The following is a 25399-nucleotide window of genomic DNA, read 5'->3' on the forward strand; positions in this document are numbered from 1 at the left end:
TTGATGTAAATTATCGCAACAAAGTTAGCATATCCGGCAGGAGTGAGGTATTTTCAAGCCGAATACTTTAGCAAAACTTTTGATATTCTCTACACGTTTAAACGGAAGTTTTTTGATGATCAGAAAAGCAGTTCTTTTTTTATTCGTTTTTTTCCTGGCAATTTTGATGATTGCCTGCCAGGATGAGCGGCTTCAACAGCCTCTTTTTCAATATTCTATGAACAATCCTGCGGACAGCGGCTCGCGATATCCCAATATTTATGTGGATAATACCGGGAAAATGTATTTGAGCTGGCTCGTTCCGATTGAAGAAGATATCGCCACGGTTCAGTATTCAACTTACAAGAATGAGAGGTGGACGCTGCCAAAAACCGTTCATATCGATACAGACTTTTTTGTGAACTGGGCTGATTTTCCATCCGTGGTAGGATATGAAGGCACTGAAGTGGCCGCTCACTGGTTAAGAAAAGTTGAAGGCGGTCCCTATGCTTACGATGTACAAATTTCTTTTTTTGATGAAGATCGAAACCGATGGGGCGAAGCGATAAAGCCTCACCTTGATATGACTGCAACCGAGCATGGATTTGTTTCTCTCGAGCCGATCGATTCCGACAAGGTGCTTGCAGTCTGGCTGGATGGACGTGAAACAGCGGGACGCGCGGACGATGAATATTCAGATACCAGCAAATCAATGACCCTTCGATCCGCAGAGATTTCGAGATCGGGGGAAATCACAAACAGCCAGATCATTGACGGAACCGTATGCGACTGCTGCCAGACCGACCTCGCAAAAACCGACGATGGATTTGTGGTTGTTTACCGTGGCCGAACTGCTGAAGAAATTCGCGATATTAAAATTGCACACTATAATACCGATTCAGGTACGTGGAGTGAACCCGTTACGGTTCATGATGATGGCTGGCAAATTATGGCATGCCCCGTAAACGGACCAAGAGTGGTGGCAAATGGAAATCAGGTTGCCGTGGTTTGGTATACAGGCGAGGGTGATAATCCCAGGGTTTCCGTTGCAACCTCGGCTGATGGCGGACAAACGTTTGGCGATCCGGTTGAAATGCCCGAATCGGAAAGCCGCGTGCTTGGCCGGGCCGATCTTGTTATTGGCGATGATGGCTCTGTTTACGTTAGCTGGATGCAGGAATTTGAAGGAAGTGGTTACATAATGATGGCAGAAGTTGGCCCGGACGGAACTGTGTCTGATGAACAAACGGTCGGTATCACAGATGCTTCCAGAACCAGTGGATTCCCAAGAATTGCTTTAGTGGATGATTCTCTTGTTTTTGCCTGGACTCAAACCGATCCCATTGTCAGGCTTCGAACAGCAAAAGTGGATTTAGAACCCTAAAATTTTTCAGAAACAGCGACATAACTCATCCTAATTTTAAACAGATCTGTATGTATTCAGCATTCAAAAAAATTGCTCTTAATCTTGTTGTTTTAACTTTTATTCTGGCAAATAGTTCACTTCAGGCGCAATCAGAAAGAAACGAATACCGTGATCAGGCTATTGAAGTTTTAGAAAGTGTTCCTCTTTTTGACGGCCATAATGACGCTCCCTGGCAATACAGAAACAGGGTCGGTTACAAATTTTCGGAACTCAATTTTAATGATACAAGTCATCTGGATAATCCAATGCATACGGATATCCCGCGGTTGCAAGAAGGGCGAATTGGCGCGCAGTGGTGGTCAGTTTATGTCAGTGCTCATATCCCTGAGGATGAAGCTGTGGTTCGAACTATGGAGCAGATCGATTTTGTAAAAAGAATGGCGCAGAAATACCCCGATATTTTTGAAATGGCTTACACCGCCGACGATGTAGAACGAATTTTTGAAGATGGAAAAATTGCATCCCTGATGGGTATGGAAGGCGGGCATTCGATTGCAAATTCCCTGGCTGTTTTAAGGCAATTTTATGATTTGGGTGCGCGATATATGACTCTTACCCATAGCCGAACCCTCGATTGGGCGGATGCCGCCAGCGATGATCCAAAACACGACGGTCTCAATGAGTTCGGCGAGGAAGTGATCCGCGAAATGAATCGGCTTGGAATGATCGTGGACCTTTCCCATACCACCCCGGCCACAATGCAGGATGCTATTGAGACATCTGAAGCACCGATTATGTTTTCACACTCCTCCGCCCGTGCCGTTTCTGGTCACGTAAGAAATGTACCGGATGAGATTTTGCCGTTAGTCAAAGAGAATGGCGGAATTATAATGGTAACGTATGTAGGCTCTTTCGTGTCTGAAGATTTACGGCAGTATTATGCCGAACGAGCTGCTTATCAACGGAAAACGGAGTATTTACACCCCGGTGAAGTGGATGTTATTGCCGAAAAAATGGAAGAATGGGATGCCGAACACGAAGCCCCGACACCCTCATTGAACGATCTGGCCGATCATATTGATCATATCCGGGATGAGATTGGCGTGGATTATATTGGAGTTGGAGGTGACTATGACGGAACGTCCGGGCTGCCAACAGGCCTTGAAGATGTTTCTACTTACCCGGATCTTTTTGCCGAACTGCTAAAACGGGGATACTCTGAAGAAGATCTGAAGAAAATTGCCAGCCACAATATGATGCGTGTGATGCAGGGAGTGGAAGAAACGGCTGCAAGACTGCAAAAAGATCGTGAACCCTCAGAAGTATTGATTTCGGATTTTGAGTCAGAAACCGAGTAGTGCCCCGGTTTTGAGCCGTATCAATTTGTGATTACTTTTTCCGCCAGTTCATCTGAATAATAAGCCTTGGCTCGGTCTCTGAGATTATACACACTCGCCATGACTTCGCCATAGGCACCGGCGCTTCGGATAGCCACCAGGTCTCCGCGCTGAACTTCAGGGAGAGAAATGCCCCGTCGGAAGGTATCGGAAGACTCACAAATGGGTCCGACAACATCGTACACCAATGGAGATTTGTCACTGGTCAGTACATCAATTTTATGTTGTGCCTGGTACAAAGCGGGACGAATTAATTCTGTCATACCGGCATCAATGACGGCAAAATGAGTGGATACTCCCTCTTTGATGTACAAAACTTTAGAGATAACACTTCCACACTGCCCGACAATACTCCGGCCCAATTCAAAATGAATTTCCTGTCCGGGACGAACCTCTAGATTCTCCTCAAACACACCAAAAAACGTTTCAAAATCCGGGATGGATTCTTCATCAGGTGAATTGTAATTAATCCCTAAACCGCCTCCCAAATTGATGTGGCGGAGTTGAAATCCATTCTCTTCAAAGATATTCTGGAATTCATTGACCTTTTCGCAAAGTTGCCGGTATGATTGTAAATCCACAACCTGGGATCCGATATGAAAATGGATTCCTGTCAATTGAATAGAATCCAGTTTTGGAAGCAGGTTGAATAGTTCAGAAAATCTGCCGGGATGAATGCCAAACTTGTTTTCGTGAAGTCCGGTCGTGATATATTTGTGCGTGTTTGCAGAAACATTCGGGTTCAGGCGTACAGCTACATTGGCAACTTTTCCCGTTTGGGAAGCCAACTCATTCAGCACTTCCAGTTCCTGAAGAGACTCGCAATTAAAAGAGAAAATGCCATGATTTAGGCCAATCTGAATTTCTTCATCAGATTTGCCAACACCTGCAAAAGCAATTTGATTTGGCTGAAAACCGGCCTCAACGGCACGTTCAATTTCTCCTCCGCTCACACAATCAATGCCCAACCCGGCATCGAGCATTTTTTCCAAAATCTTGTAATTAAAATTGGCTTTCACCGCGAAATGCACATGATATCCTTTTGAGAGGCCATGTTTCTTTACTTCCTCCAGGGTCTTGTCCAGCAGACCCATGTCATAAAAGTAAAACGGTGTTTTTAAATTTCGGAAATGGTTTATTTGTGTATCACTAAACATATCAAAGAGTCAGAATGCGAACGAATCAAAAGAGTTTTAAAAATGAGTAAGGCCAAAGATAAATCATTAAACGTGTTAATGAAATGATTGGCAACTATAGAATCATCAAAAGACAAAAAAGGTAAGCAAGATTCTCGTGATCAGTTAGTCATTTTTTTGAGGAGGTTTGGGATTGAAACCGGATTTATGAATAAATATCGAGGTTTTTTTGGGAGCTAAAAGAGTTTCTTGTAATTTGATTTATAATATCATTTACTGAATTTTTTTATATAAAATCGCTCTGCTTTGGAAGGACTACTCGCTCAGTTCAGAAATCTTGAGGAAGTTTTAAAAAGAAAAATTAAGAAGGAGCCCGTCTATTACGTCCCAAATCCCGGCAATTGGGGGGATGGTCTGATCCGTGAAGGAACTCTTAAATTTTTCAGAGACATCAACCTGGAATATCGTGTGATACTTCCCTCCCGGAGAAACTGGTCAGATTGGCTTCTTCCCTCCGTTCAGGGTGGAACTGTTATTTACGGAGGCGGTGGCGGCTGGTGTAAAAATCATGGTAATGCCGCGAAATATGTCAATTACTTCCGGAAGAGATTTAACGTAATTGTGTTGCCGTCCAGTTATCAATTCAGCTATTCGTATCCCAATACGTTCTTCTTTTGCAGGGATATTTTTGAAAGCAAGCAGAACATGCCGGAATCCATTTTTTGTCATGATATGGCTTTTTATCTCGGCGATATCCGGATGGAAGAGGGGAGCGGTACGGGATATTTTTTCAGATGGGACAAGGAGAGTTCCGGAAAAATCGATATCCCCAAAAATAATATTGATCTCTCAAGCCACGGGAATTATTTGTCGGAAGGGATTACCTTTTTACAGGAGATATCCGGTTATTCGGTCATTCATACTGATCGGCTTCACGTGGCGATTGCCTCCTGCTTGCTTGGGCTTGAACTTCACTTTTATCCCGGATCCTACTTCAAGAATTATGCGGTTTACCAATCCAGTATGCAAGATTATTTCGACAACGTTACCTTTCACACCGAATACCTGGAGAAGAGGATACCGGAAGAAAATATGGCGTTTTAGTACATCAGTTCCTTCCGTAAAGACTGTTGCCAGCACTTTCATATTCATCGCCGGGATTCCAAAACGGAGCTTCCTCTGCATTGGCAATATTCTGGGCCGCAAGAATATATGCGCGCACATAGTTGGTCACGTATTCAAAATCCAGGGTGTCTGATTCATCTGCCGCCTGGTGGTAATAGCGCTGAATCTGCTCATCGAAAGACGTAAAGCCCATACTGAATGTTGGAGCCGGAATGCCCTGCCGTGCAAAGTGAACGTTGTCGGAGCGGTTAAAGAGATTCTGTTCTGGTACCGGACTGGCAATTGCTTCAAGGCCAAAGGCTTCGCTTGCAGATCGCAATAATGGTTCGGCTCCTGTTCGTTCAAGCCCAACAACAGTTACTTTGGTGATGTCGTTATAGCCGGCATTATCAATATTTAAATTGAAAATAATTTGATCTAACGGCATTGCTGGATTTTCTGTAAACAGCCTGCTGCCAATTAAACCCATCTCTTCGGCAGTCCACAAAGCCAGAATTATGGAACGTTTTGGCGGGTGATCAGCAAAAAATTTACCTGCTGCCATTACAGCCGCTACACCGGTGGCGTTATCGCGCGCACCGTTATAGATGGAGTCTCCCTCAGCCGTCGCTTGACGAACTCCTACATGATCAAAATGTGCTGACAAAAGAATGTATTCATCTTTCAACTCAGCATCGGTGCCTTCAATAATCCCGATAACATTTTGGCTTGGAATCGTGAGTGAAGTATCCCTTCGGGGAATTTCAACATGTTGGAAATAAGAGTTGTATCCAGGCGCAGTTTTTACCCCGTTTGACAGAAACCAGGAAGAAATATACCGTGCGGCAATGTCGAGTCCGGGTGTTCCGGTGGCTCTACCGCGCAGTTCATCCGAAGAGAGAAAGTGAACATTCAGTTCGATATCCGATTGAGTAACTTCTGCCTGAATTTGATCGGCAGTGGATGTTTGAGCTAGTGAACATGAGGACATGCAAAAGCTCATCAATAAAATGGAGCCAAGAAAAATAAAATATTTCATGAAGATGGAGTCGGTTGACCGCAAAAACCGCAGATCGGTTATGGTTGAGATTTTAAAATTTTTTAGTGATCGGGATCATCAAGAGAGAGCAAATATAACAAAAGAGAGGAGAAGAATCGCCCCAGAGTGAGATCACCTCGGAAGCATCCACGAGAACATGAAAAACCGCTTTTTTATTTTACAGAATATGAAACCTCTTGTTTTACCTTCACGTGAATTTTAGTACACTAATAGTAACTGCAGAAAAAAGCCGGATCTACTTGCAGTTAGTATTTTCATGAATAATGAGCTGTTTTTTACGAATAGACTCAGGTATAAAATTCACCCATTATGAAAAAACAAACACACATCTACCGGATCTGGGAAGTAAAGATCATTCAATTCGTGTTGATCCTTCTGTTTATTATTGCGGGGTGTTCATCCACCAGGGATATTGGCAGACATTCCGGGAATGCAACAGATACAGGATATTACAGGAATCATGTAAATTCGGGCCTGATAAGAATGCAGATTGAGGAAGGGTTCAGGTCTATTTTAAGAATTCAGAACAATGTGATTTATCGTACCTACCAGTTTTATCTTGACGAACTGCCTTCAGAGTCTGAAGTACATGGACAAAATCTGAACGAGATCTCTGTACAATCCTATCTCGATGATCAATCGACAGCGGGAACAGCTATTGTATTAACTGAATTTCGCGGAAGGTATGCACTCCTTACAGCCGCACATACCGTTTCCTATCCCGATACGATTTGGCATTATCACGATGACTCTCCGGACCCTGACGATCCGTTAGTGGAAGCTGTATCCGTCAGGCAGTCGGTGAATCACTTTGTAATTATGGAAAACGGAATTGTCCGGCTGGAATTGGGCCCATCCGATATGCGTCGCGATCTGGCTATCATGACAAATATCAACCAAGCGAACAGAAATCTGATGGCTCCACTTTCATTACCCATTGGGAATTCGCAAGAGCTTGGCTGGGGGGATATGGTATATGCCCTGGGATATCCGAAAGGCGCTAAAATGGTTACCATGGGCACGGCAAGCCGTAGCGATCATCCCACAAGAAGTATCCTGATAGACGCTTCTTTTAACAGGGGATTTAGCGGAGGTGCACTTTTTGCTGTTAGAAATGCCGATTCTGGTTTGGAATTTATGGGGATTGTTACATCTGCATTGGGAGAAAATGAAACCTATCTGACACCGGAAATTTCAGAAACCAAAGACTTTGATCCTGATGTTCCCTACACGGGGCAACTTTATGTAAGAAATACGCCAAGAATTAATTACGGGATCACAAATGCGGTTGCCATTAACGAAATCATGGAGTTTTTTATTGAGAATGAAGAAGAAATGAATGATCTGGGAATGATTATTCCGTAGCCGGTGATTTATGCAAATCGGTTTATAGATAAGTGCAGGTTCACACATTTCATCATCTTGACTTCTTTGAATTTTACAGGAACGTTTTTATCTGGTGGCAGGTTTATTTTGTTCAATCTATTAAAAGCATGAACCGTGCCGGCCGGTTGGGTCACCTTCAGGTTTTTGTCTGAAATCTTTGTAAAGTCGAACCGGGTACTCTTTGAAGAAATGTTTAGCGGGGATAAAATCATCTTCAAAATCTATTTCTACAGATACGTTATACATTCATTTTGCAGTTTCTCATATAGATTTTCTGCACAATACTTTTTGCCGGTCAAAAGTTTGGTCGATTTCATCGGCTCCAGGGCATGACTAAAAATTCCATCGGTATTGATAAAAAATGTAAGATGTTTGATGAAAGCTGATCAGGCAGAATCATATATTAAAAGTCACCGACAAGTGCTGAGAAGCAAGGGCAGTAAAATTTTTGCGTGAAAAGATGCGGTTTATAAATTAAAAAAGTTTTTGAAATGCCTATGATATTTCGCTTAAACGGATTAGTAACTGATTTTAGAAGTTAACGGCCAGCCGGAGAAACCAGAAGTCTGCATGGCGGAAAAGATTGTATGATAAATTTTTCACTTCCATTTTCGAATCCGGTTTTAATTTTTGCGCTGGTGATGCTCATTATCCTGCTGGCGCCCATTCTTTTCAGGAAACTGAAAATTCCGGGCATTGTTGGGTTGATTCTTGCTGGAACACTGGTCGGTCCGAGTGTTTTGGGCTTGCTGGAGCGGGATAATACAATTGAACTCCTGGGTACCGTCGGGCTGCTTTACCTGATGTTTATGGCCGGTCTGTCCATCGACCTGAACCGGTTTGAAAAGCTTCGGAATCAAAGTATTGGGTTTGGAACTGTTTCCTATTTACTGCCGGCATTGGGTGCGTATTATGGTGGGATTCACCTGTTGGGTTATTCGCTGGAAACATCGCTTCTTCTCGGGGCCATTGTTGGCTCTCATACACTACTCGCCTATCCAATCGTTGAGCGACTGGGAATCACAAAGAATACGGCCGTGACGATGTCGATGGGAGGTACATTGGTTACAGACGCCCTCTCACTCGGGGTGTTGGCAATTGTAGCCGGAACGGTGAATGAAAGTTCGGGAGCGGGATACTGGACCGGATTCATCACCTCTATCGTGATTTTTTTGGTTGCCGCTATTATCATCCTTCCACGCCTGGGGCGCTGGTTCTTCCGAAATATGAAACACGACACCGATGTGGATTTTGTATTCATGATGGCAGTTCTGTTTTCTACCGCATTTTTAGCAGAACTTGCAGGATTGGCATCCATTATCGGGGCGTTTATTGCAGGCTTGCTTTTGAACCGGCTTGTACCGGCTTCAGGTACCCTGATGAGCCGAATCCAATTTGTAGGAAATGCACTGTTCATTCCATTCTTTTTGATTTCAGTTGGAATGCTTGTGGACGTACAGGTTTTGGCCAGCCTTGAAGTTTGGATTTACGCCATTTCATTCGCAGTATTGGTTTTTGTGGGAAAGGGAATTGCCTCCTTTGTGATTCAACTCGTAAAAAGATTTTCACTATCGGAAGGGTTGGTGATTTTTGGTTTAACAACACCTCAATCCGCGGCTACACTTGCGGTTACTCTTCTGGGATATGATTTGGGATTTTTTGATCAAACGGCTGTAAATGCTGTCGTCATTCTCATTTTAATTACTTGTCTCGTTGGGCCCTGGCTGGTTGAAAAATATGGACGCGAAGTTGCCATTCAGGAAGAGTCAAAACCGTATCAACCCTCAGAAGCGCCACAAAGAATTTTGGTTCCACTCGCAAACCCGGAGACCTCCGACACGCTTATGGATATCGCTTTTATGATCCGCGATGAAAAATCTGATCAACCCGTCTTCCCATTAACTGTGGCACGCGATGGAAAAGATGTGGATGCGCAGGTTGCAAGAGGAGAGAAAATGCTGAGCCATGCGGTTGTTCATGCGGCTGCGGCCGAGGTGCCGGTCAATCCCGTAACCGCCATTGATTTGAATATCGCGAACGGAATCGCACGATCGGTGAAAGAGAAACTCGGCTCTACCGTTGTGATTGGTTGGAACGGGGCTGTTTCTCCACGACAAAGAATCTTCGGGACGATTCTGGATCAATTACTGTACGAAATCGACGAGATGGTTTTTGTCACGAAAATTCATAAACCGGTTGGTACACACAGGCGGGTGGTAATTGCCGTACCTCCGTTTGCAACTTTGGAATCCGGTTTTGCCGGAGCGATGCGGTCTTTGAAATTATTGGCCGATCAGGTTGGGAGCGAACTTGTAATTTTGTCTCCACAGGAGCGATTGGACTACGTGAAACGACGAAGCAAACGCGTGAAACCGGATCTGGATACAAAATATGTTGCCATTTCCCGGTGGTCTGAGTTGCCGGGCTGGCTGGATGAGAATATTCATGATGAGGATTTGTTTGCATTGATTAGTGCCAGGGAAGGTTCATTGTCATGGCGTCCGGCCCTGGACCGCCTTCCCAGGGTAGTGGCTAACCGGTACCCGGATTTGAGTTTTATAACTGTTTATCCATCGGAAGTGGAGATAGATTTTGGTAGCCTCAGCCAGGATTTGAACCAGAAACTGCTTGATCAGAAGCGAATTTACCTGGTCGATTCGGGAGAGAATATCGAACAGGTACTTATTGAAATGCTTCAAAACGAAGAAAGTATTAATCAAAAAAACATAGAAGAGCTCATTCACAGACTCTTAAAAAATTCTGCCGATTATTCTCCTGAAATGATGTCGGGTGTAGTTTTATACGACGCTCATACATCGCTTATAAAAGAACAGATGTTAGTGGTTGGAGTGGTAAAAAATGGGTTGCAGGTGCCAAAAGCTGCCAGCAAAGCTCACGTGGTTTTGCTGCTTCTCAGTCCAAAAGCCACGCGCATAAGAGATCACCTTAAAGGGGTAAATACAGTAGCCCGAATCATCCGTCCGGGCGAAAGCCTTCAACAATTAATAGACGCTGAAAGCCGTGAGGAGGTTTACAGCATTATTGTTAAGCAATAATCAAGGCCGATCTGTGCCAGCCCATTCTCATTAAAATTAAGAAGAATCAGATTCTAAAAGTTTTATCTTAGAAAAGCATTCAACGATTATTTATTTATGCCAGAATTAAAGGAAGATAAAAAGCTCAAAAAAGAGCTTCGATTATTTGATGTATACGCGATTAGCACCGGTGCCATGTTCAGTTCAGGTTTTTTTCTGTTGCCCGGTTTGGCAGCAGCACAAACGGGGCCATCGGTTATTCTTGCATATTTTGTAGCCGGCCTGCTTATTCTGCCGGCCATGTTCAGTGTTGCCGAACTCTCTACAGCGATGCCGCGTGCCGGCGGGGCATACTATTTTATTGACCGAAGTCTCGGGCCATTGTTTGGAACGGTTGGAGGAATCGGGTCGTGGTTGGCACTGATTTTTAAAAGCGCATTTGCACTGATCGGGATGGGAGCATACATCGCCATTTTTATTGATTTGCCGATTACACCGGTTGCCCTGGCCCTGACGATAATTTTTGGAATTACAAATATTGTGGGTGCGAAAGAGAGCAGCTGGCTCCAAAATGTTCTGGTTTCTACACTGGTAAGTATTCTTCTTTTTTATGTTTTCCAGGGTTTATTTGCAGTTTTCAATGTCGATTTTTTTGAGGTTCTCCGGAGCGAGTTTCAGCCGTTTTTCCAGTTTGGAGTCCAGGGATTTTTCGCCACCATCGGGTTTGTATTTGTCTCGTATGCCGGTTTAACAAAGGTGGCCAGTGTATCCGAAGAAGTTCAAAATCCTGACAGAAATATTCCCCTTGGAATGATGCTGTCTCTGGGAACAGCCACATTTATTTATGTGGTCGGCGTATTTATTATGGTGATGTTACTTGAGCCTGAAGCACTTCATGCCGACTTAACCCCGGTAGCCACCGCCGGCGAAGTATTTATGAACTGGTTGCCCGGAAATACCGGGTTGTTATTGGTTGTAATTGCTGCCATCGCTGCATTCGCTTCCACTGCCAATGCAGGAATTATGTCGGCCGCCCGTTATCCGCTGGCAATGGCGCGGGATGAACTCATCCCCAGGAGATTTTCAAAATTGGGCAGGTTTGGAACTCCCACTCTTGCCACACTTGCTACTGTAATTGCCATGATCCTTTTGATTTTACTGTTAAATGTTGAGGCCGTTGCAAAATTGGCAAGTGCATTTCAGCTTCTTTTATTCGGGATTCTGAATGTCTCCGTGATTGTAATGCGGGAGAGTGAAATTGAAGGTTACGATCCCGGATTCAGATCTCCGTGGTATCCGTACATGCAAATTGCCGGTTTCTTTATTTCAGGATTTTTGATTGCCCAGATGGGTTTTCTGTCCATTGCCTTTACAATCGTTATCGCTGCAATCAGTGTTATTTGGTATTTCGGATATGCCCAGAGCCGGGTGAAAAGACAGGGAGCCATTTTCCATGTTCATGCCAGGTTGGGACAATATCAGTATGAAGGATTGGAACGTGAAATGCGCGGCATCATGCGCGAAAAAGGTTTGCGGAAAGAAGATCCCTACGAAAAAGCAATTGGGCGGTCATTGGTGTTTGATTTCAATCGGCCGGTCACTGTAGAATCCGTGACGGATATGGTTTGTGCAATGATGGCCGAAAGAGCCAAAACAACCAAGAAAACACTGATAGAGATGTTCAGGCAGGATCCCGATGAAAGTATTATCCCGGTGGGTCATTCGACGGCACTGAAACATATTCGAATTGATAACGACATGGATACGGAAGTCGCCCTTGTGCGGCTCACAGAGGGACTTGAGACGGATAATTCGGATGACGATGACATTCATTGCCTCATTTACCTGGCCAGTTCAAATCAAAATTCGGGACAGCATTTGAGGATTTTGGCACACTTGGCCGAAATGATTGATAATGTGGATTTTGAAGAGCGCTGGCTGAAAGCGGAGGATGAAGGCGAGCTTCGGGAAATCCTGCTTCGGGATGAAAGGTTTATCAATATTACATTGAAAAAAGGATCAAAATCAGAGAAAGCCATTGGGAAAATGGTGAAAGAACTGGACGAACTTTTGCCCGGAGAAAGCCTGATTACCATGGTAAAAAGAGATGGCGAACTCATCTTTCCGCACGGAAATACAGTTTTGCAGGAAAATGATCAGCTTTCCATCATTGGTGAGAAAAAAGATATAGAAGAGATAAAAAAGCGAGGTGAAGATTAAAACTACGCCAATCGGAAATATTTCAGAATGTGTGCTGAACTTATTTCGATGAAAGCCGGTTAAAAATCTCGTCCATGGTTAGTGCTTCTTCCTCACTTTCTTTCATGTTGCGGAAAGTAAATTTGTCGCTTTCCAATTCATGATCTCCTACGATGATCGTATATTTGGCATTTTCACGATCGGCATCTTTCATCTGGCTTTTCATGGATCGGCCTTTATAATCCATCGTTGCGGAAAGACCTTTTTCGCGAAGTTTTGGCAGGTTGCTCAAACCCCATTTCCGGGCAGCATCGCCTAATGTGACGATATAAACATCTACCGATTTTGAAGTTCCAAGTTCAATTCCCAATTCCTCGCAGGCAATGAAAAGGCGCTCCATTCCGGCGGCAAACCCAACAGCCGGTGTTTTTGGCCCGCCAATTTCTTCGACCAATAAATCATAGCGTCCGCCGCCAGCCAAAGCATCCTGTGCGCCTAAATCCGGGCTAATCAGTTCAAAGGCGGTTTTTGTGTAATAATCCATTCCCCGAACCAGATGCGGATCTTCCTCAAAAGGAATCCCCAAATCATTCAAATATTCCTTCACTTTTTCATAATGATTCAGGGAAGACTCGTTCAAATATTCCGTAATAAGCGGTGCAGATTCGATGAACGGCTGGTCCTCTTCTTCTTTTGAATCCAGAATGCGAAGCGGATTTTTCTCAAATCGTTTCTTTGATACATCACTCAGCTTTTCATAATTCGGTTTGAGATGCTCTTTCAATGCTTTTTTATAAGCCTCACGGCTTTCCGGGTCGCCGATGGAATTCAGCTTCAGCGAAGTGTTTTTGATCCCCACTTTTTTGTAGATGTGAACCATAAATGCGATTACTTCCACATCCGCAACGGGATCATCACTTCCCAAAATTTCCAGGCCAAACTGGTGGAATTGTCGCTGCCGTCCTTTCTGAGGGCGTTCGGCGCGGAACATCGGGCCGATATAATACAGTTTCTGTGATCCGCCGCGCTGTTCAAGGTGATGCTCCACAAATGAGCGAACGACCGGCGCCGTTAATTCCGGGCGAAGAACGTAATTATCCTCACCGCGGCTGAACGCAAAAATCTCTTTTGAAACGATATCCGTCAACTGGCCCACACCGCGGACAATCAGCTCGGTCTGCTCCATAATGGGAGTGCGAATCTCCTCGAAATTAAATTTCTCTGCCTCCTCGCGAATCAGGTTTTCAAGGGTTTGCCATTTGCGAACGTCATCGGGCAGAATATCCACCATGCCGAGGTGGGTTGTATATTTCGGCTGAGCCATAAAATCAGGTAACAGTTATCAAAATTTCAGTTAACAGTAAGTGGCGAAAGATAAGAGGGATTGTGGAAAGAATCTTGTGTTTGGCTGATTAGATATGCAAGGGGAGAGAATGGAAGAGTGGCGCTATGTTCAAATTCTTGATATGATGACTTAAAAAAGTTTAATCGGATCATAGGATTATGATTCGGCTCACGTTTATCTTCAAATATCCATTGAAAATTTTCCTATTTTGATGCGGTCTGATTTAAAAATTCACTTTATGTTTTCAAGAATTTCACTTCTTTTTGCTTTTATAGTTTTATTGACGAAACCTGCTATTTCTCAGGAACTGATCTATGATTCGGGCGGTGACCTGACTCCTGAGCTATCCGCTTATAACGTTCATTTTTACGATCTGAATTTAACCGTGAATCCGGCCGACAGCACCGTTTCCGGGTTTGTTGATGTACATTTTGATGTGGTTCAGCCCTCCAACAGAATCGCACTGGCATTGGATCCGCAGCTGGACATTACTTCGGTTGAGCAGGTTCAAACGGACAGCCTGCTATCCGAGTTAAACATTTCCCGAAGTGATGCAAGCCAGACGTTTCACGTGAATTATCCAGCCACACTTCAACCCGGGAGTTCAGAAAAACTCCGGATTTCATATAAAGGAAAACCGCGCGTTGCCCCGAATCCGCCCTGGGACGGAGGCATGGTTTGGGATACCACATCCACAGGAGAACCGTGGGTGGCCGTAACCGTACAATCCGATGGCGCCTGGATTTGGTGGCCGAATAAAGATCATCCTTCTGATAAAGCAGATTCTGTAGCGATCAACCTGACAATGCCCGATGATTTGGTTGTAGCTTCCAATGGAAGATTGCGTGGGGAAACCGTTCCAGAAGACGGCTGGAAAACGTGGAATTGGTTTGTATCGACGCCCATCAATAATTACAACATAACGGTAAATGCTGCTCCGTACGAAATTATCGAAGAAACGTATACCAGCACAAGCGGCGATGAATTTCCAGTAAAATTCTGGGTTCTGCCGGAAAATCTTGAAGACGGCAAGGAGCTTTTTCCGCAGTTTATCAATCAGCTTCGTTTTCTCGAGGAATTGCTTGGGCCGTATCCATTTCGGGCCGACAAATACGGGGTTGTTCACAGTCCGCATTTGGGAATGGAGCATCAAACACTGATTGCATACGGAGCAGGTTTCCGGGATGGAGCACTGTCAAACGGCGAGGCTCAGTTCGATGATTTGCATCAGCACGAACTGGCACACGAATGGTGGGGGAATCTTGTAACGGCCTGGAACTGGCGTGATTTTTGGATTCATGAAGGAATTGGAACCTACATGCAGCCTCTCTATTCCGAACATCTGGGAGGAGAAGAAGCCTACAAAAAATCGATGGAATACATCCGTATGAGAATGGCGACAGATCCCTCAATGGAAGTAGCTCCGCGCAAATCGATGAGTACACTGCAAATAACACAGGGTACGCGTGGCGGGGATGTCTATTTCAAAGGTGCCTGGTTTTTACACACCTTACGATACGTTATTGGTGATAATCACTTCTTTACGTTGTTGAGACGATTTGCCTATCCCACCGAAGAGATGGAGTCCGTAACGGACGGAAGCCAGGTTCGGTTTGCTACCACGGATGATTTTTTGAATTTAGCCGAAAAAATATCCGGACAGGATCTCGATTGGCTGTTTGAAATCTATTTACGCCAACCCAAACTTCCCGTTCTTCATGCCAGCCGGCAGGGGGTGCTTGTAACTCTGCGCTGGGAAGTACCGGAAGGATTGAAATTCCCCATGCCGATAGAAGTACAAATTAACGGCGAAGTTGTCATGATGAGTCCCGAAAATAACAGGATTGCTTTTGAAGTAGGAGAAACGGTACAAGTAGAAGCCGATCCCGATAACTGGATTTTAAAGGAGTTTGATTTGGCTGGTTCGGAAGCAGACGCTGAGAATGAATAAGCAAGTAATTTTTAATCAAGTAAACGGTCAGTTTATGAAATATTTTTCTTCATCATCCAAATTTCTGATTACAGTCGTATTCCTCATCGGTTTCCTCAATACCTCCTTATTCTCACAGGAAGTTGAAGATCCCGATCCACATCGGTTTGAAGAAGAGGTGAATCGCTTCGAAGAGTTCGACAGTAAAAACAGTTTTCCCGAAGATGCCATCCTTTTTGTAGGCAGTTCCAGCATTCGTTTTTGGAAAACGGCTGAGGCTTTTCCCGAAATGCCCGTGATCAATCGCGGTTTTGGCGGATCACATTTTTCTGATCTTCTGTACTATTACGACGAGTTAGTGCTGCCCTACAATCCGTCTGTTGTGGTTTTATATGAAGGCGATAATGATATAGCTTCGAACAAAACCAACGACCAGGTGTTTGAGGATTATCTTGAGTTTACGGATCGATTGACAAATAATTTTCCTGATGTAAAGCTTGTTTTTGTGCCCGTCAAGCCAAGCAGCAGCCGGTGGGAGTTGTGGCCACAAATGAAAGAAGTCAATCAGCGGATCGAGGATCATATGAATGAGAATAGCCAGTTTTACTATGTAGATCTTGCCTCACCAATTTTAGGTTCCGACGGTACGCCGGATGATTCTCTTTTTATGGATGATCTGCTTCATTTGAATGAAGACGGTTATGCGAAATGGAATTCGGTAATTCGTCCAACACTGGAGGAATTAATGGATGAATAAAAAGACTGTCATTCAGAAGGAGGGGAGCGACTGAAGAATCTCGTAACGTAAGCTTCAGCTTTAATCAACGAGACCTTCTCATCTTCTGTTGGTTTGATGGTGTGAAATCCAGCAAGATTTGATAGCGCGAGCGTCTCGTTCGTGTTTACCGATTTGTGGCACAAGCGAAACGTTACACCATTTTTCTTCTATAATTCCAGAATCGATTCCTCTACAATCGCATAAACCTGCTCATCCTCTTCCGGTTTGATGGTATGCAAGCCTGTAAACTCACCAAACGCGGGTAGTAAAATTTTCTCATCAGAAAAAAGAAAACAGGGAAATCGTAACGATTGCCGGCCCTTTCCCTTTATAGAAATTCCGGGATGAATATGTCCGGCAACGACAGTGGTTGATGGCTTTAAGCCACTCAATTCTTGCGGATCATGCACAAAAAGAAAGTCATTGATTTCGAGTTTTTCATGAACGGTGATGTTTGCCGATTCATAAAAAGATTGGTGAAGGAGATCGTGGTTTCCAGTCACAAGTTGAATATCGAGAGTGCCAAAACCTTCCAGCCAAGCTTCAAACTCCAGCCATTCGCGATTGGCTTTGCTGTGGAATAAATCCCCCAAAATTAAAAGTCCATCCGGCTGAAGGCTTTCAATCAGGTTTCCAAGGCGACTCAATGTCTTTGCATTTATACCAGCCGGTGCTGCAATTCCTGATTTTCGAAAATGACCCGATTTTCCGATGTGAAGATCGGTGATGATCAGTGTTTTTCGATTCTTCCAAAAAACAGCCTTTTCGGGCAGTAATTCCCAGGTTTGGTTTTGGACAATTTTTGTGATTGAAGATGACATCAAAGTTCAAATTATAAAAAATTACGTCAGTCTGAGCGCAGTTCCATTCAGTTTTTTGAATGGAACGAAGTCGAAGATAATTCATTGGGAGGATACGAATCCAGAGATACATTTCGACTTCATATCAAAGGAAGAGCACTTTCGAAATTGCGCTCAATGTGACGACTCAGAAACTTTATTCCTCCTCCAACTGCTTCTGCATTTTTTTGACGCGGTCAATCAGCTTTTCGGAAGATAACTTCTCGCGCAGGCGATCTACAAATATCGGGAATGCGAATGGAGAAAACCGGTCCACGTGATTCAGAACAACTTCTTGCTTTCTGATTCGCTGTAAAGCCTGGCGCAATCGTGCTTCATCCAACTGGTGTTGGAGCACTTCATCATGAGCTTGCTGCAAAAGTAGATTACCGGGTTCGTGTTCGGAAAACACATCAAAGAAAAGCCCGGATGACATCTGTAAATGACGGCTTTTTTTTTGATTTCCGGGATATCCGGGAAAAATCAATCCCGCAATTTGACTGATTCCCCGAAATCTCCGTTTCGCAAGTTCAGTACTGTTCAGGCTTCCGCGAATATCGCGGACAAGATTTTCCTCAGAAAACAAATCATGTTTTAATGCTTCTTCAATGGGGATATCCTGATCAGATAACAACTCAAATCCGTAATCATTCATGGCAATGGAAAATGTGATCGGCATCCGTTTGGAAATTCGATGCGCCACCAAAGCCGACATTCCTTCATGGACATATCGTCCCTCAAACGGAAAGAAGAAGCAGTGGCAGCCTTCTTTGGAATAGGATTTTTCAATCAAAAATTGATCGTTTCCGGGAAGAATAGATCGCTTTCTCTGGATATCAAAAATGGGTTCGATGGTTTTTAGATCAATGCTGTCATGCATTTCATTCACCGCATCCTGAAGTTTGCGTCGGAGTAGTTCGGACATATTGGACGAAAGCGACATCCGTCCCCCAAGCCATGCCGGAACACGACTACTTGAGCCGGTCGTTTTACGAACATATGCCGTCAAATCTTTTACGCGAACCAGTTCCAGATTTCGTCCCGCAAACCAAAACGCATCACCTACATTCAACTGCGATATGAACCACTCCTCAATTCGTCCAAGCGATGCTCCTTTCAGGTATTTTACACGCATCATGGTATCACTTTCGATGGTGCCGATACTCATCCGGTGACGTTGGGCAATCCGGCGGTCAAATACTTTCAGGAGTCCGTTTTCGTCCGGTTCAACCTTGGAAAATTCATCATATCGCGAGAGAGATTCTCCGCCAAACTGGATGAATTTCAGAATCCATTCCCATTCATCTTCCCGCAGCGTTTGAAAAGCAAATGTCTGTTTTACTTCTTTGAAGATTTTATCCGGATCAAATCCCTCGGAAACCGCAAGTGTGACCAGGTATTGAATGAGCACATCAAACGGTTTTAAAACCGGGATTCTTGACTCCACTTTTTCTTCCTGAACGGCATCTTTCAAAGCAGCGGCTTCAATCAGTTCAAGTGCATGCGTGGGTACAAACCAGATTGTACTGATGGAGTTTGGTTGATGGCCGCTCCGTCCGGCACGCTGAATGAATCTTGCCACGCCTTTCGGGCTGCCGACCTGGATGACGGTATCTACCGGAGTGAAATCAACTCCGAGATCAAGGCTGGACGTACAAACCACAGTTTTTAATAAGCCGGAATGGAGTGCTTCTTCCACAAAATTTCTAACGTTTCGGTCCAGCGAGCCATGATGAATGCCGATCGTTCCCGCCAAATCCGGTTTTGCATCCAACAGTTTTTGGAACCAGATTTCGCATTGTGAACGGACATTCGTAAAAATGAGCGTTGACCCGCTTTTATCAAGAATCGGCAAGACTTTGTGAAGCAGGTTTGTCCCCAAATGACCCGACCATGGGAATTTCTCCACATCATCCGGCAGAACGGTTTTTACATTAATTTTTTTGTGGATATTCGCTTTGATGATGACGGCATCGGGAGGAGAGGGCGCGCCAAGCAGTACCTCAAACGCTTCATCAAAATTGCCGATGGTTGCCGAAATTCCCCACGTTTGCAGATCTTTATTCATGCCCCGAAGTCGTGATAATCCCAGTTCGGTTTGAGTTCCTCGTTTGGAGCCGAGCAGTTCGTGCCATTCATCGACAACAACGGTATTCAAATTTTTGAATCGTTTTGGATATCCTTTTTGTGCGAGCAAAACATGCAGACTTTCCGGCGTGATGATCAACACTTCCGGCATCTGCTTTTTCTGTTTCTGCTTGATGGAGGAAGAAACATCACCCGTTCGGCGCTGAATACTCCACGGGATTTCAAGGTCATTCACAACCTCGTGCATGATTTCTTCGAGATTTCGGGCGAGTGCACGCAGCGGTGTTACCCAAAGGAGTTGGAGTCCGTTATTCTCTTTGGTTTGATAACCTTCGGGATGGGCTTCAATCCACCGCATCAAAGCCGGCATAAAAAGGGCGAATGTTTTGCCGCTTCCGGTCGGGGCATTTAACAGTCCTGATTTTCCATCGAGAAAAGCCTTCCAGACCTCCCGCTGCCAATCAAACGGAGACCATTCTTTGGACTCGAACCACTTTTCTATGATGGATTGTGCTTGTTGCATGAATTGTATTTAAAAATTTCAAAGTGACCTGACAGCGTCACGGTGTAGTTCCGAGTCCTGTCAGCGTCGCACCATCAACGCTGTCAGGTCCTTCGGGCGCAGACAGATCCTGTAGTTACTAATTCGCAAACGAAGCCGTCAGATCGCTCAAAGCGGTCAGACGGCAAAATTTTAGCTGAATATACTCATCTGATGACTTTCTGATGATTGTAAAGTTGATTCTAAATTGAATGTAACGATGAATGCCGCCTAAATCGTTTTCCTGAAAAAACCGGCTGATTTTATAAGAGCTTGTAAAAAAAGAGAAATAGATTCATTTTTTTCTTGAAAATGGATGCAAAAAACGTCAACATAGAAGCGCTTACGTTATTTGAAAACCATAACATAGAATTAAACAGATTTACTGAATATGTGGCTCAATATTAAATCCTTTGAAGAGTACCAGGACGTTTACCAGGAAAGCGAAAAAGATCGCCTGAAATTTTGGGAGCATGAAGCCGGAACGTTTTATTGGAGAAAAAGCTGGGACAAGGTTCATTCCGGCGGATTTGAAAAAGGAGATATTAAATGGTTTGAAGGCGGGAAACTGAATATCACAGAAAATGCACTGGACCGCCATCTGAATACCATCGGCCATAAAACGGCCTTTATTTTTGAGCCCAATCACCCCGACAGTTTTCGCCGAACCATTACCTATCGTCAGTTATATGAGGATGTTTGCAGGTTTGCCAATGTTCTTGAGAGCAAAGGTATTGAGAAAGGCGACCGCGTCTGTATTTATATGGCGATGACGCCCGAATTGATTATTTCCGCTTTAGCATGCGCAAGAATTGGTGCGGTTCACTCTATTGTATTTGCAGGGTTTTCTGCACAATCATTGGCCGAGCGCATTCAGGATTGCGATGCTAAAATGCTGATCACCAATGATGGACTCCGCCGAGGTGACAAACACGTTCCGCTAAAAGATATTTCCGATGAAGCTCTTGAAAACTGTCCTTCGGTAAAAAATGTGATTGTCTGTCAGCGGACAAATCGTGAGATCGACTGGGTGGAAGGCCGCGACGAATGGTGGCATATGTTGATTCGAAACGCGTCCAAAAAACATAAGGCTGTTGAGATGGATGCGGAAGATCCTCTTTTTATTCTTTACACATCCGGTTCTACCGGTAAACCAAAGGGTGTTCTTCATACCTGTGGCGGGTATATGGTTTACACCAGTTACACTTTTAGAAATGTTTTCCAGGTTTCTGAGGAAGATGTCTATTGGTGTACGGCTGATGCAGGCTGGATTACAGGCCACTCGTATATTATTTACGGCCCACTTTTCAACGGGGCTACGGGAATTATTTTTGAAGGGGTACCGACGTATCCCGATGCAGGGCGATTCTGGGAAGTGGTTGAAAAGTACAAAGTCACTCATTTCTACACCGCTCCGACAGCCATCCGCGCTTTGATGAGTTATGATTTGGATTACGTGAAGAAGTACGACCTCAGTTCACTCAAAGTACTTGGAAGTGTGGGTGAGCCGATTAATGAAGAGGCGTGGCACTGGTATCATGATCATGTGGGTGGGGGAAAGAGCCCGATTGTGGATACCTGGTGGCAGACCGAAACCGGTGGAATTATGATTTCGCCACTTGCAGGAATTACTCCAACCAAACCAGGTTTTGCAACACTTCCGCTTCCCGGAATCAAGCCGATTTTAATGGATGAAAACGGCAAAGAAATTGAAGGAAATGCCGTCAGCGGAAATCTATGTATCAAGCATCCGTGGCCGGGAATTGCCAGAACCGTTTGGGGAGATCATGATCGATATCTGCAAACTTATATGAGCACGTATAAAGGATATTATTTCACCGGAGACGGATGTCGTCGAGACGAGGAAGGATACTACCGAATTACCGGCCGTGTGGATGACGTGTTGAACGTATCAGGACACAGGCTTGGAACCGCTGAGATTGAGAATGCAATTGATGAACATCCGAATGTGGTTGAGTCTGCAATTGTGGGCTATCCTCATGATGTGAAAGGACAGGGAATTTTTGCATTTATGATTTGTGAAAATGAACCTAAAGATCCTCATGATTTCAAAAAAGAGATCAATAATCTGGTAACAAAAATTATTGGCCCGATTGCAAAGCCCGATAAAATTCAGATTGTGCCCGGACTTCCGAAAACACGTTCCGGAAAAATCATGAGAAGAATTCTGCGGAAGATTGCAGCCAATGATCTCGAGAATGTTGGAGATACTTCAACGCTGCTGGATCCGGCCGTGGTGGAAGATATTAAAGAAGGAAAAGCGATTTAAAAATCCCCCTTTGAAGGGGGGAGCGAACGGTGTGAGCAGGGGGATGACTCATCATTTATGATTTTGATTGAGAAAATCCCTCTGATTTTCTAAAAAATTTTTGATAGAATCTGTCTCTCTTCAAAGGGAGATTGACAATCCTATCTTATAAGAAACCCAATCAACAAAAGGACCAGGCTGATGAAGAACAGGAACAGCCTGAAACGGGTACTGATAATGAGAGAGTGAAAAAGAAGCCCGTACGTTAACGGATATTCTTTCAGCCAGGAGTAGTAATGCTGCCGGTGTGCGGCACCCAACGCCATTGTTACGTGACCGTGAAGAATGGTGAGCATAAACGGGAGTCCAAAGATAATGGCACCCGGGAACGAAACAGCTTTGTGAATGCTGAAGATTTCACACAGGAAATAGAAGGGCCATGCGAAAATCAATAATAAAGGAACAGACAGTGCCCAGTTGATGTACGCAATCCGACGATAGTTGCTTTCATTTAATTCAGAACTCGACATCTTTACTATAATTTGAAAATTTGCCTGTTAAGATAGTTTACAGTTATTAAAACGTTTTTGTCAGTAGTTAGTTGTCAGTTGTTTTATACATCACACAACGGGCCAACCGACAACAAACAACTAACAAATCTTTCCTTCTATCAAATCTGGCTCGCAATCAACACTTCAATATCCCGGAAAGGCATTTCAAACTGATCGGCAAGGGCTTTTTTTGTGAGGTGTTTTTTGTAGGTGTATGCACCATTTCGAAGAGCTGTATTTTTCCAGAGGCAATCGTGAATTCCGGCTGAATCACCAAGTTCAATCAGGTAAGGGACAATCACATTATTTAAAGCGTAGGTGGCAGTTCGCGCTACATTTGAAGGAATGTTTGGTACGCAGTAGTGAGTGACTCCATATTTGGTAAATACCGGATTTGAATGCGTTGTCGGTTCACTGCTTGCTATACAGCCGCCCTGGTCAATCACCGTATCCACAATTACGCTGCCCGGTTTCATAGACTCGACCATGGGTTCGGTTACCCAGCAAGGAGCGCGTTCGCCCTCCGTCATGGCTGCACCAATTACAACATCGGCAAAGCCCAAAGCCGTGGACAAATATTGATGATTGGCGGTAGCCGTAATAATTCGGCGATCGAGTGCATTTTCGAGATGGCGCAGCCTGGTCAGGTCGTTATCCATTACAAAAACCTGGGCGCCATATCCCAAAGCGGTTCGGGCAGCATATTCGCCGGTAATTCCCGCTCCTAAAATGGCCACCGTTGCCGGTGGAATTCCTGAAATTCCACCGAGCATAATTCCCTGCCCGTCACTGCTATTCTCGAGGTAGTGAGCGGCAATTTGAACCGACATGGAGCCGGTGATTTCATGCATCATTCTGACGATTGGGAATTCGCCATCTTCAGCCTTTAAAAATTCATACCCGATTGCACATACGCCTTTATCAATCAGGGTTCTCATAAATTCATGGGTGGTGTGCCCTAAATGGAGTGCAGACAATAAAATCTGGTTGGGCTGCATCCAGCTCAATTCGGTTTTTGTGGGAGGGGCCACTTTTACAATCATTTCCGAATTGGAAAACAACTCTTCTGCACTGTAAGAAATTTCGGCTCCCGCTTCCTGGTATTCATGATCGGAGAAATGGGCGTCAATTCCGGCGTTTTTTTCAACAAAAACTTCATGGCCGTTAGCCGTTAAAATGGATACGCCGCCCGGTGTGAGAGAAATGCGGCGCTCATCATTGGAGGTCTCTTTTGGAAGCCCGATCTTCAGGGATTTTTTGGATTTCGATTTCATCAAACTCTTCTCCAAGGTTTTGATGCCAATTTGTTCCGTATCGAAAGGGCTTAACTCCATAGTGCAATTTTGGTTACTGATTAATAGGACACAAAAATCAATCACTTATAAAGTGATGAAATTCGGGTATATTGGAACGTAAATTAAGATTTAATAATGTTATTTAATAGAATGTGGAATTGAAAATGATCCACGGTTTTATCATAAGCATTCAGCCATCAGCTTTTTCAAAGTAGTAAACTTTCATGTCAAAATATCCACGAACAAAAAAGAGTCTCGGCCAGCATTTTTTAACGGATGGGAATATTATTCGGAAAATAGTAGATGCCATTCCTGCAAAACCAGATGATTGTATTGTTGAAATTGGCCCCGGTTCCGGCGCTGTGACTGAGATTTTGCTTCAGCGGTTTAAAAATGTTACTGCTATTGAATTAGACCAGCGAATGGTTGAATATCTCACTGAAGAGTATCCAGATCTGAATGTTATTCATAAAGATATTCTTGAGTATGACTGGAGTGTTTATGAAGATCAGAACCGGCCCATTCACGTAATAGGAAATCTGCCGTACTATATTACCAGCCAGATTCTTTTCAATTTATTTGAATATCGGCCCATTTTGTCTACAGCAACGTTAATGATGCAGAAAGAAGTTGCCGAACGAATTGTGGCTGAACCCCGCAACAAAGACTATGGAATTCTCAGTGTGCAGTCTCAACTGATGAGTTCTCCGGAGATTCTGTTTGATGTATCTCCTCATGTTTTTTCTCCGCCGCCAAATGTTCAAAGTTCGGTGATTCAATTTACGTTTGATAAAGGAGGTTTGGACTGCTCAGATCAACATTTGAAAACCGTTGTTCGGATGGCGTTTAATCAGAGAAGGAAAAAACTGAGCAATGCACTAAAAAGGCTCGATGCAGAACTGCCGGTTGATGAGTTCAATTTTGACTTGCGGGCAGAAGCTTTGGCACCGCATATGTATGAAAAGTTGACAGCACGTCTTGAACAACTTGGCACGTTTGGGTGAAAAACCGTCAAAAAGATCAAATCTGTGCTCAAAAAACAGGAAATCGAGACCATTCCGGATATCTTTTGACAAATCAGATGTTTTGGTACGGAACTTG

General features: G+C 44.1%; 18 protein-coding genes. 10 read left to right on the top strand and 8 right to left on the bottom strand.

The window, feature by feature from the left end:
• Positions 1-115 precede the first annotated feature (115 nt).
• Both L0B18_RS06160 and L0B18_RS06165 read left to right on the top strand, forming a co-directional pair.
• Entirely contained in the window at positions 116-1363 is a 1248-nt protein-coding gene (locus L0B18_RS06160) for an exo-alpha-sialidase (protein ID WP_234570245.1), read from the top strand.
• Positions 1364-1413: 50 nt separating this feature from the next.
• Positions 1414-2703, top strand: a complete 1290-nt coding sequence (locus L0B18_RS06165; protein WP_234570247.1) for a dipeptidase — start codon at positions 1414-1416, stop codon at positions 2701-2703.
• Between the two features lie 20 nt (positions 2704-2723).
• Here the strand turns inward: L0B18_RS06165 and lysA are convergent, their stop codons facing one another.
• Positions 2724-3899, bottom strand: coding sequence for a diaminopimelate decarboxylase (gene lysA, locus L0B18_RS06170; protein ID WP_234570249.1), 1176 nt, complete (start codon positions 3897-3899; stop codon positions 2724-2726).
• 285 nt (positions 3900-4184) lie between these two features.
• On the opposite strand from lysA, the gene L0B18_RS06175 reads away from it, so the two are divergent.
• Positions 4185-4982 carry a polysaccharide pyruvyl transferase family protein gene (locus L0B18_RS06175; RefSeq protein WP_234570265.1) on the top strand — a complete coding sequence of 266 codons (798 nt, stop codon included), beginning with the start codon at positions 4185-4187 and terminating at the stop codon, positions 4980-4982.
• A 4-nt stretch (positions 4983-4986) separates the two neighbouring features.
• Here L0B18_RS06175 and L0B18_RS06180 read toward each other — a convergent pair whose 3' ends face one another.
• The gene (locus L0B18_RS06180; RefSeq protein WP_234570275.1) at positions 4987-6021 is read right to left on the bottom strand and encodes a M28 family peptidase; all 1035 of its coding nucleotides are present in this window, start codon (positions 6019-6021) and stop codon (positions 4987-4989) included.
• A gap of 330 nt (positions 6022-6351) precedes the next feature.
• Between L0B18_RS06180 and L0B18_RS06185 the strand changes: the two genes are divergently transcribed.
• Positions 6352-7407: a S1 family peptidase gene (locus L0B18_RS06185; RefSeq protein WP_234570277.1), complete on the top strand. Its 1056-nt coding sequence runs from the start codon at positions 6352-6354 to the stop codon at positions 7405-7407.
• 120 nt (positions 7408-7527) lie between these two features.
• Here the strand turns inward: L0B18_RS06185 and L0B18_RS06190 are convergent, their stop codons facing one another.
• Positions 7528-7674, bottom strand: coding sequence for a hypothetical protein (locus L0B18_RS06190; RefSeq protein WP_234570279.1), 147 nt, complete (start codon positions 7672-7674; stop codon positions 7528-7530).
• Between the two features lie 341 nt (positions 7675-8015).
• On the opposite strand from L0B18_RS06190, the gene L0B18_RS06195 reads away from it, so the two are divergent.
• A complete protein-coding gene (locus L0B18_RS06195) occupies positions 8016-10484 on the top strand; it encodes a cation:proton antiporter domain-containing protein (RefSeq protein ID WP_234570290.1) in 2469 nt (822 codons plus the stop codon).
• 96 nt (positions 10485-10580) lie between these two features.
• Positions 10581-12683, top strand: a complete 2103-nt coding sequence (locus L0B18_RS06200) for an amino acid permease (protein ID WP_234570292.1) — start codon at positions 10581-10583, stop codon at positions 12681-12683.
• A gap of 40 nt (positions 12684-12723) precedes the next feature.
• Here the strand turns inward: L0B18_RS06200 and hisS are convergent, their stop codons facing one another.
• Positions 12724-13986, bottom strand: coding sequence for a histidine--tRNA ligase (hisS, locus tag L0B18_RS06205; protein WP_234570294.1), 1263 nt, complete (start codon positions 13984-13986; stop codon positions 12724-12726).
• A 259-nt stretch (positions 13987-14245) separates the two neighbouring features.
• Between hisS and L0B18_RS06210 the strand changes: the two genes are divergently transcribed.
• Positions 14246-15958: a M1 family metallopeptidase gene (locus L0B18_RS06210; protein WP_234570295.1), complete on the top strand. Its 1713-nt coding sequence runs from the start codon at positions 14246-14248 to the stop codon at positions 15956-15958.
• Positions 15951-16694, top strand: coding sequence for an SGNH/GDSL hydrolase family protein (locus L0B18_RS06215; RefSeq protein ID WP_234570297.1), 744 nt, complete (start codon positions 15951-15953; stop codon positions 16692-16694). Before L0B18_RS06210 ends, L0B18_RS06215 begins: the two co-directional genes overlap by 8 nt.
• 188 nt (positions 16695-16882) lie before the next feature.
• On the opposite strand, the gene pdeM is transcribed toward L0B18_RS06215, so the two are convergent.
• Positions 16883-17536, bottom strand: coding sequence for a ligase-associated DNA damage response endonuclease PdeM (gene pdeM, locus L0B18_RS06220; protein ID WP_234570319.1), 654 nt, complete (start codon positions 17534-17536; stop codon positions 16883-16885).
• 175 nt (positions 17537-17711) lie between these two features.
• A complete protein-coding gene (locus tag L0B18_RS06225) occupies positions 17712-20165 on the bottom strand; it encodes a ligase-associated DNA damage response DEXH box helicase (protein ID WP_234570328.1) in 2454 nt (817 codons plus the stop codon).
• A gap of 409 nt (positions 20166-20574) precedes the next feature.
• On the opposite strand from L0B18_RS06225, the gene acs reads away from it, so the two are divergent.
• On the top strand, positions 20575-22473 hold the full coding sequence (acs, locus tag L0B18_RS06230) for an acetate--CoA ligase (RefSeq protein WP_234570336.1): 1899 nt from the start codon (positions 20575-20577) through the stop codon (positions 22471-22473).
• A 140-nt stretch (positions 22474-22613) separates the two neighbouring features.
• Here the strand turns inward: acs and L0B18_RS06235 are convergent, their stop codons facing one another.
• Together L0B18_RS06235 and L0B18_RS06240 are read right to left on the bottom strand one after the other, a co-directional pair.
• Positions 22614-22982, bottom strand: a complete 369-nt coding sequence (locus tag L0B18_RS06235) for a hypothetical protein (protein WP_234570338.1) — start codon at positions 22980-22982, stop codon at positions 22614-22616.
• 140 nt (positions 22983-23122) lie between these two features.
• The gene (locus L0B18_RS06240; protein ID WP_234570340.1) at positions 23123-24337 is read right to left on the bottom strand and encodes an alanine dehydrogenase; all 1215 of its coding nucleotides are present in this window, start codon (positions 24335-24337) and stop codon (positions 23123-23125) included.
• A 185-nt stretch (positions 24338-24522) separates the two neighbouring features.
• Here L0B18_RS06240 and rsmA point away from each other — a divergent pair, with 185 nt between their 5' ends.
• Positions 24523-25302 carry a 16S rRNA (adenine(1518)-N(6)/adenine(1519)-N(6))-dimethyltransferase RsmA gene (gene rsmA, locus L0B18_RS06245; RefSeq protein WP_234570370.1) on the top strand — a complete coding sequence of 260 codons (780 nt, stop codon included), beginning with the start codon at positions 24523-24525 and terminating at the stop codon, positions 25300-25302.
• Positions 25303-25399: the final 97 nt, after the last annotated feature.

The organism is Rhodohalobacter sp. 614A, assembly GCF_021462415.1.
Classification (GTDB): Bacteria; Bacteroidota; Rhodothermia; order Balneolales; family Balneolaceae; genus Rhodohalobacter.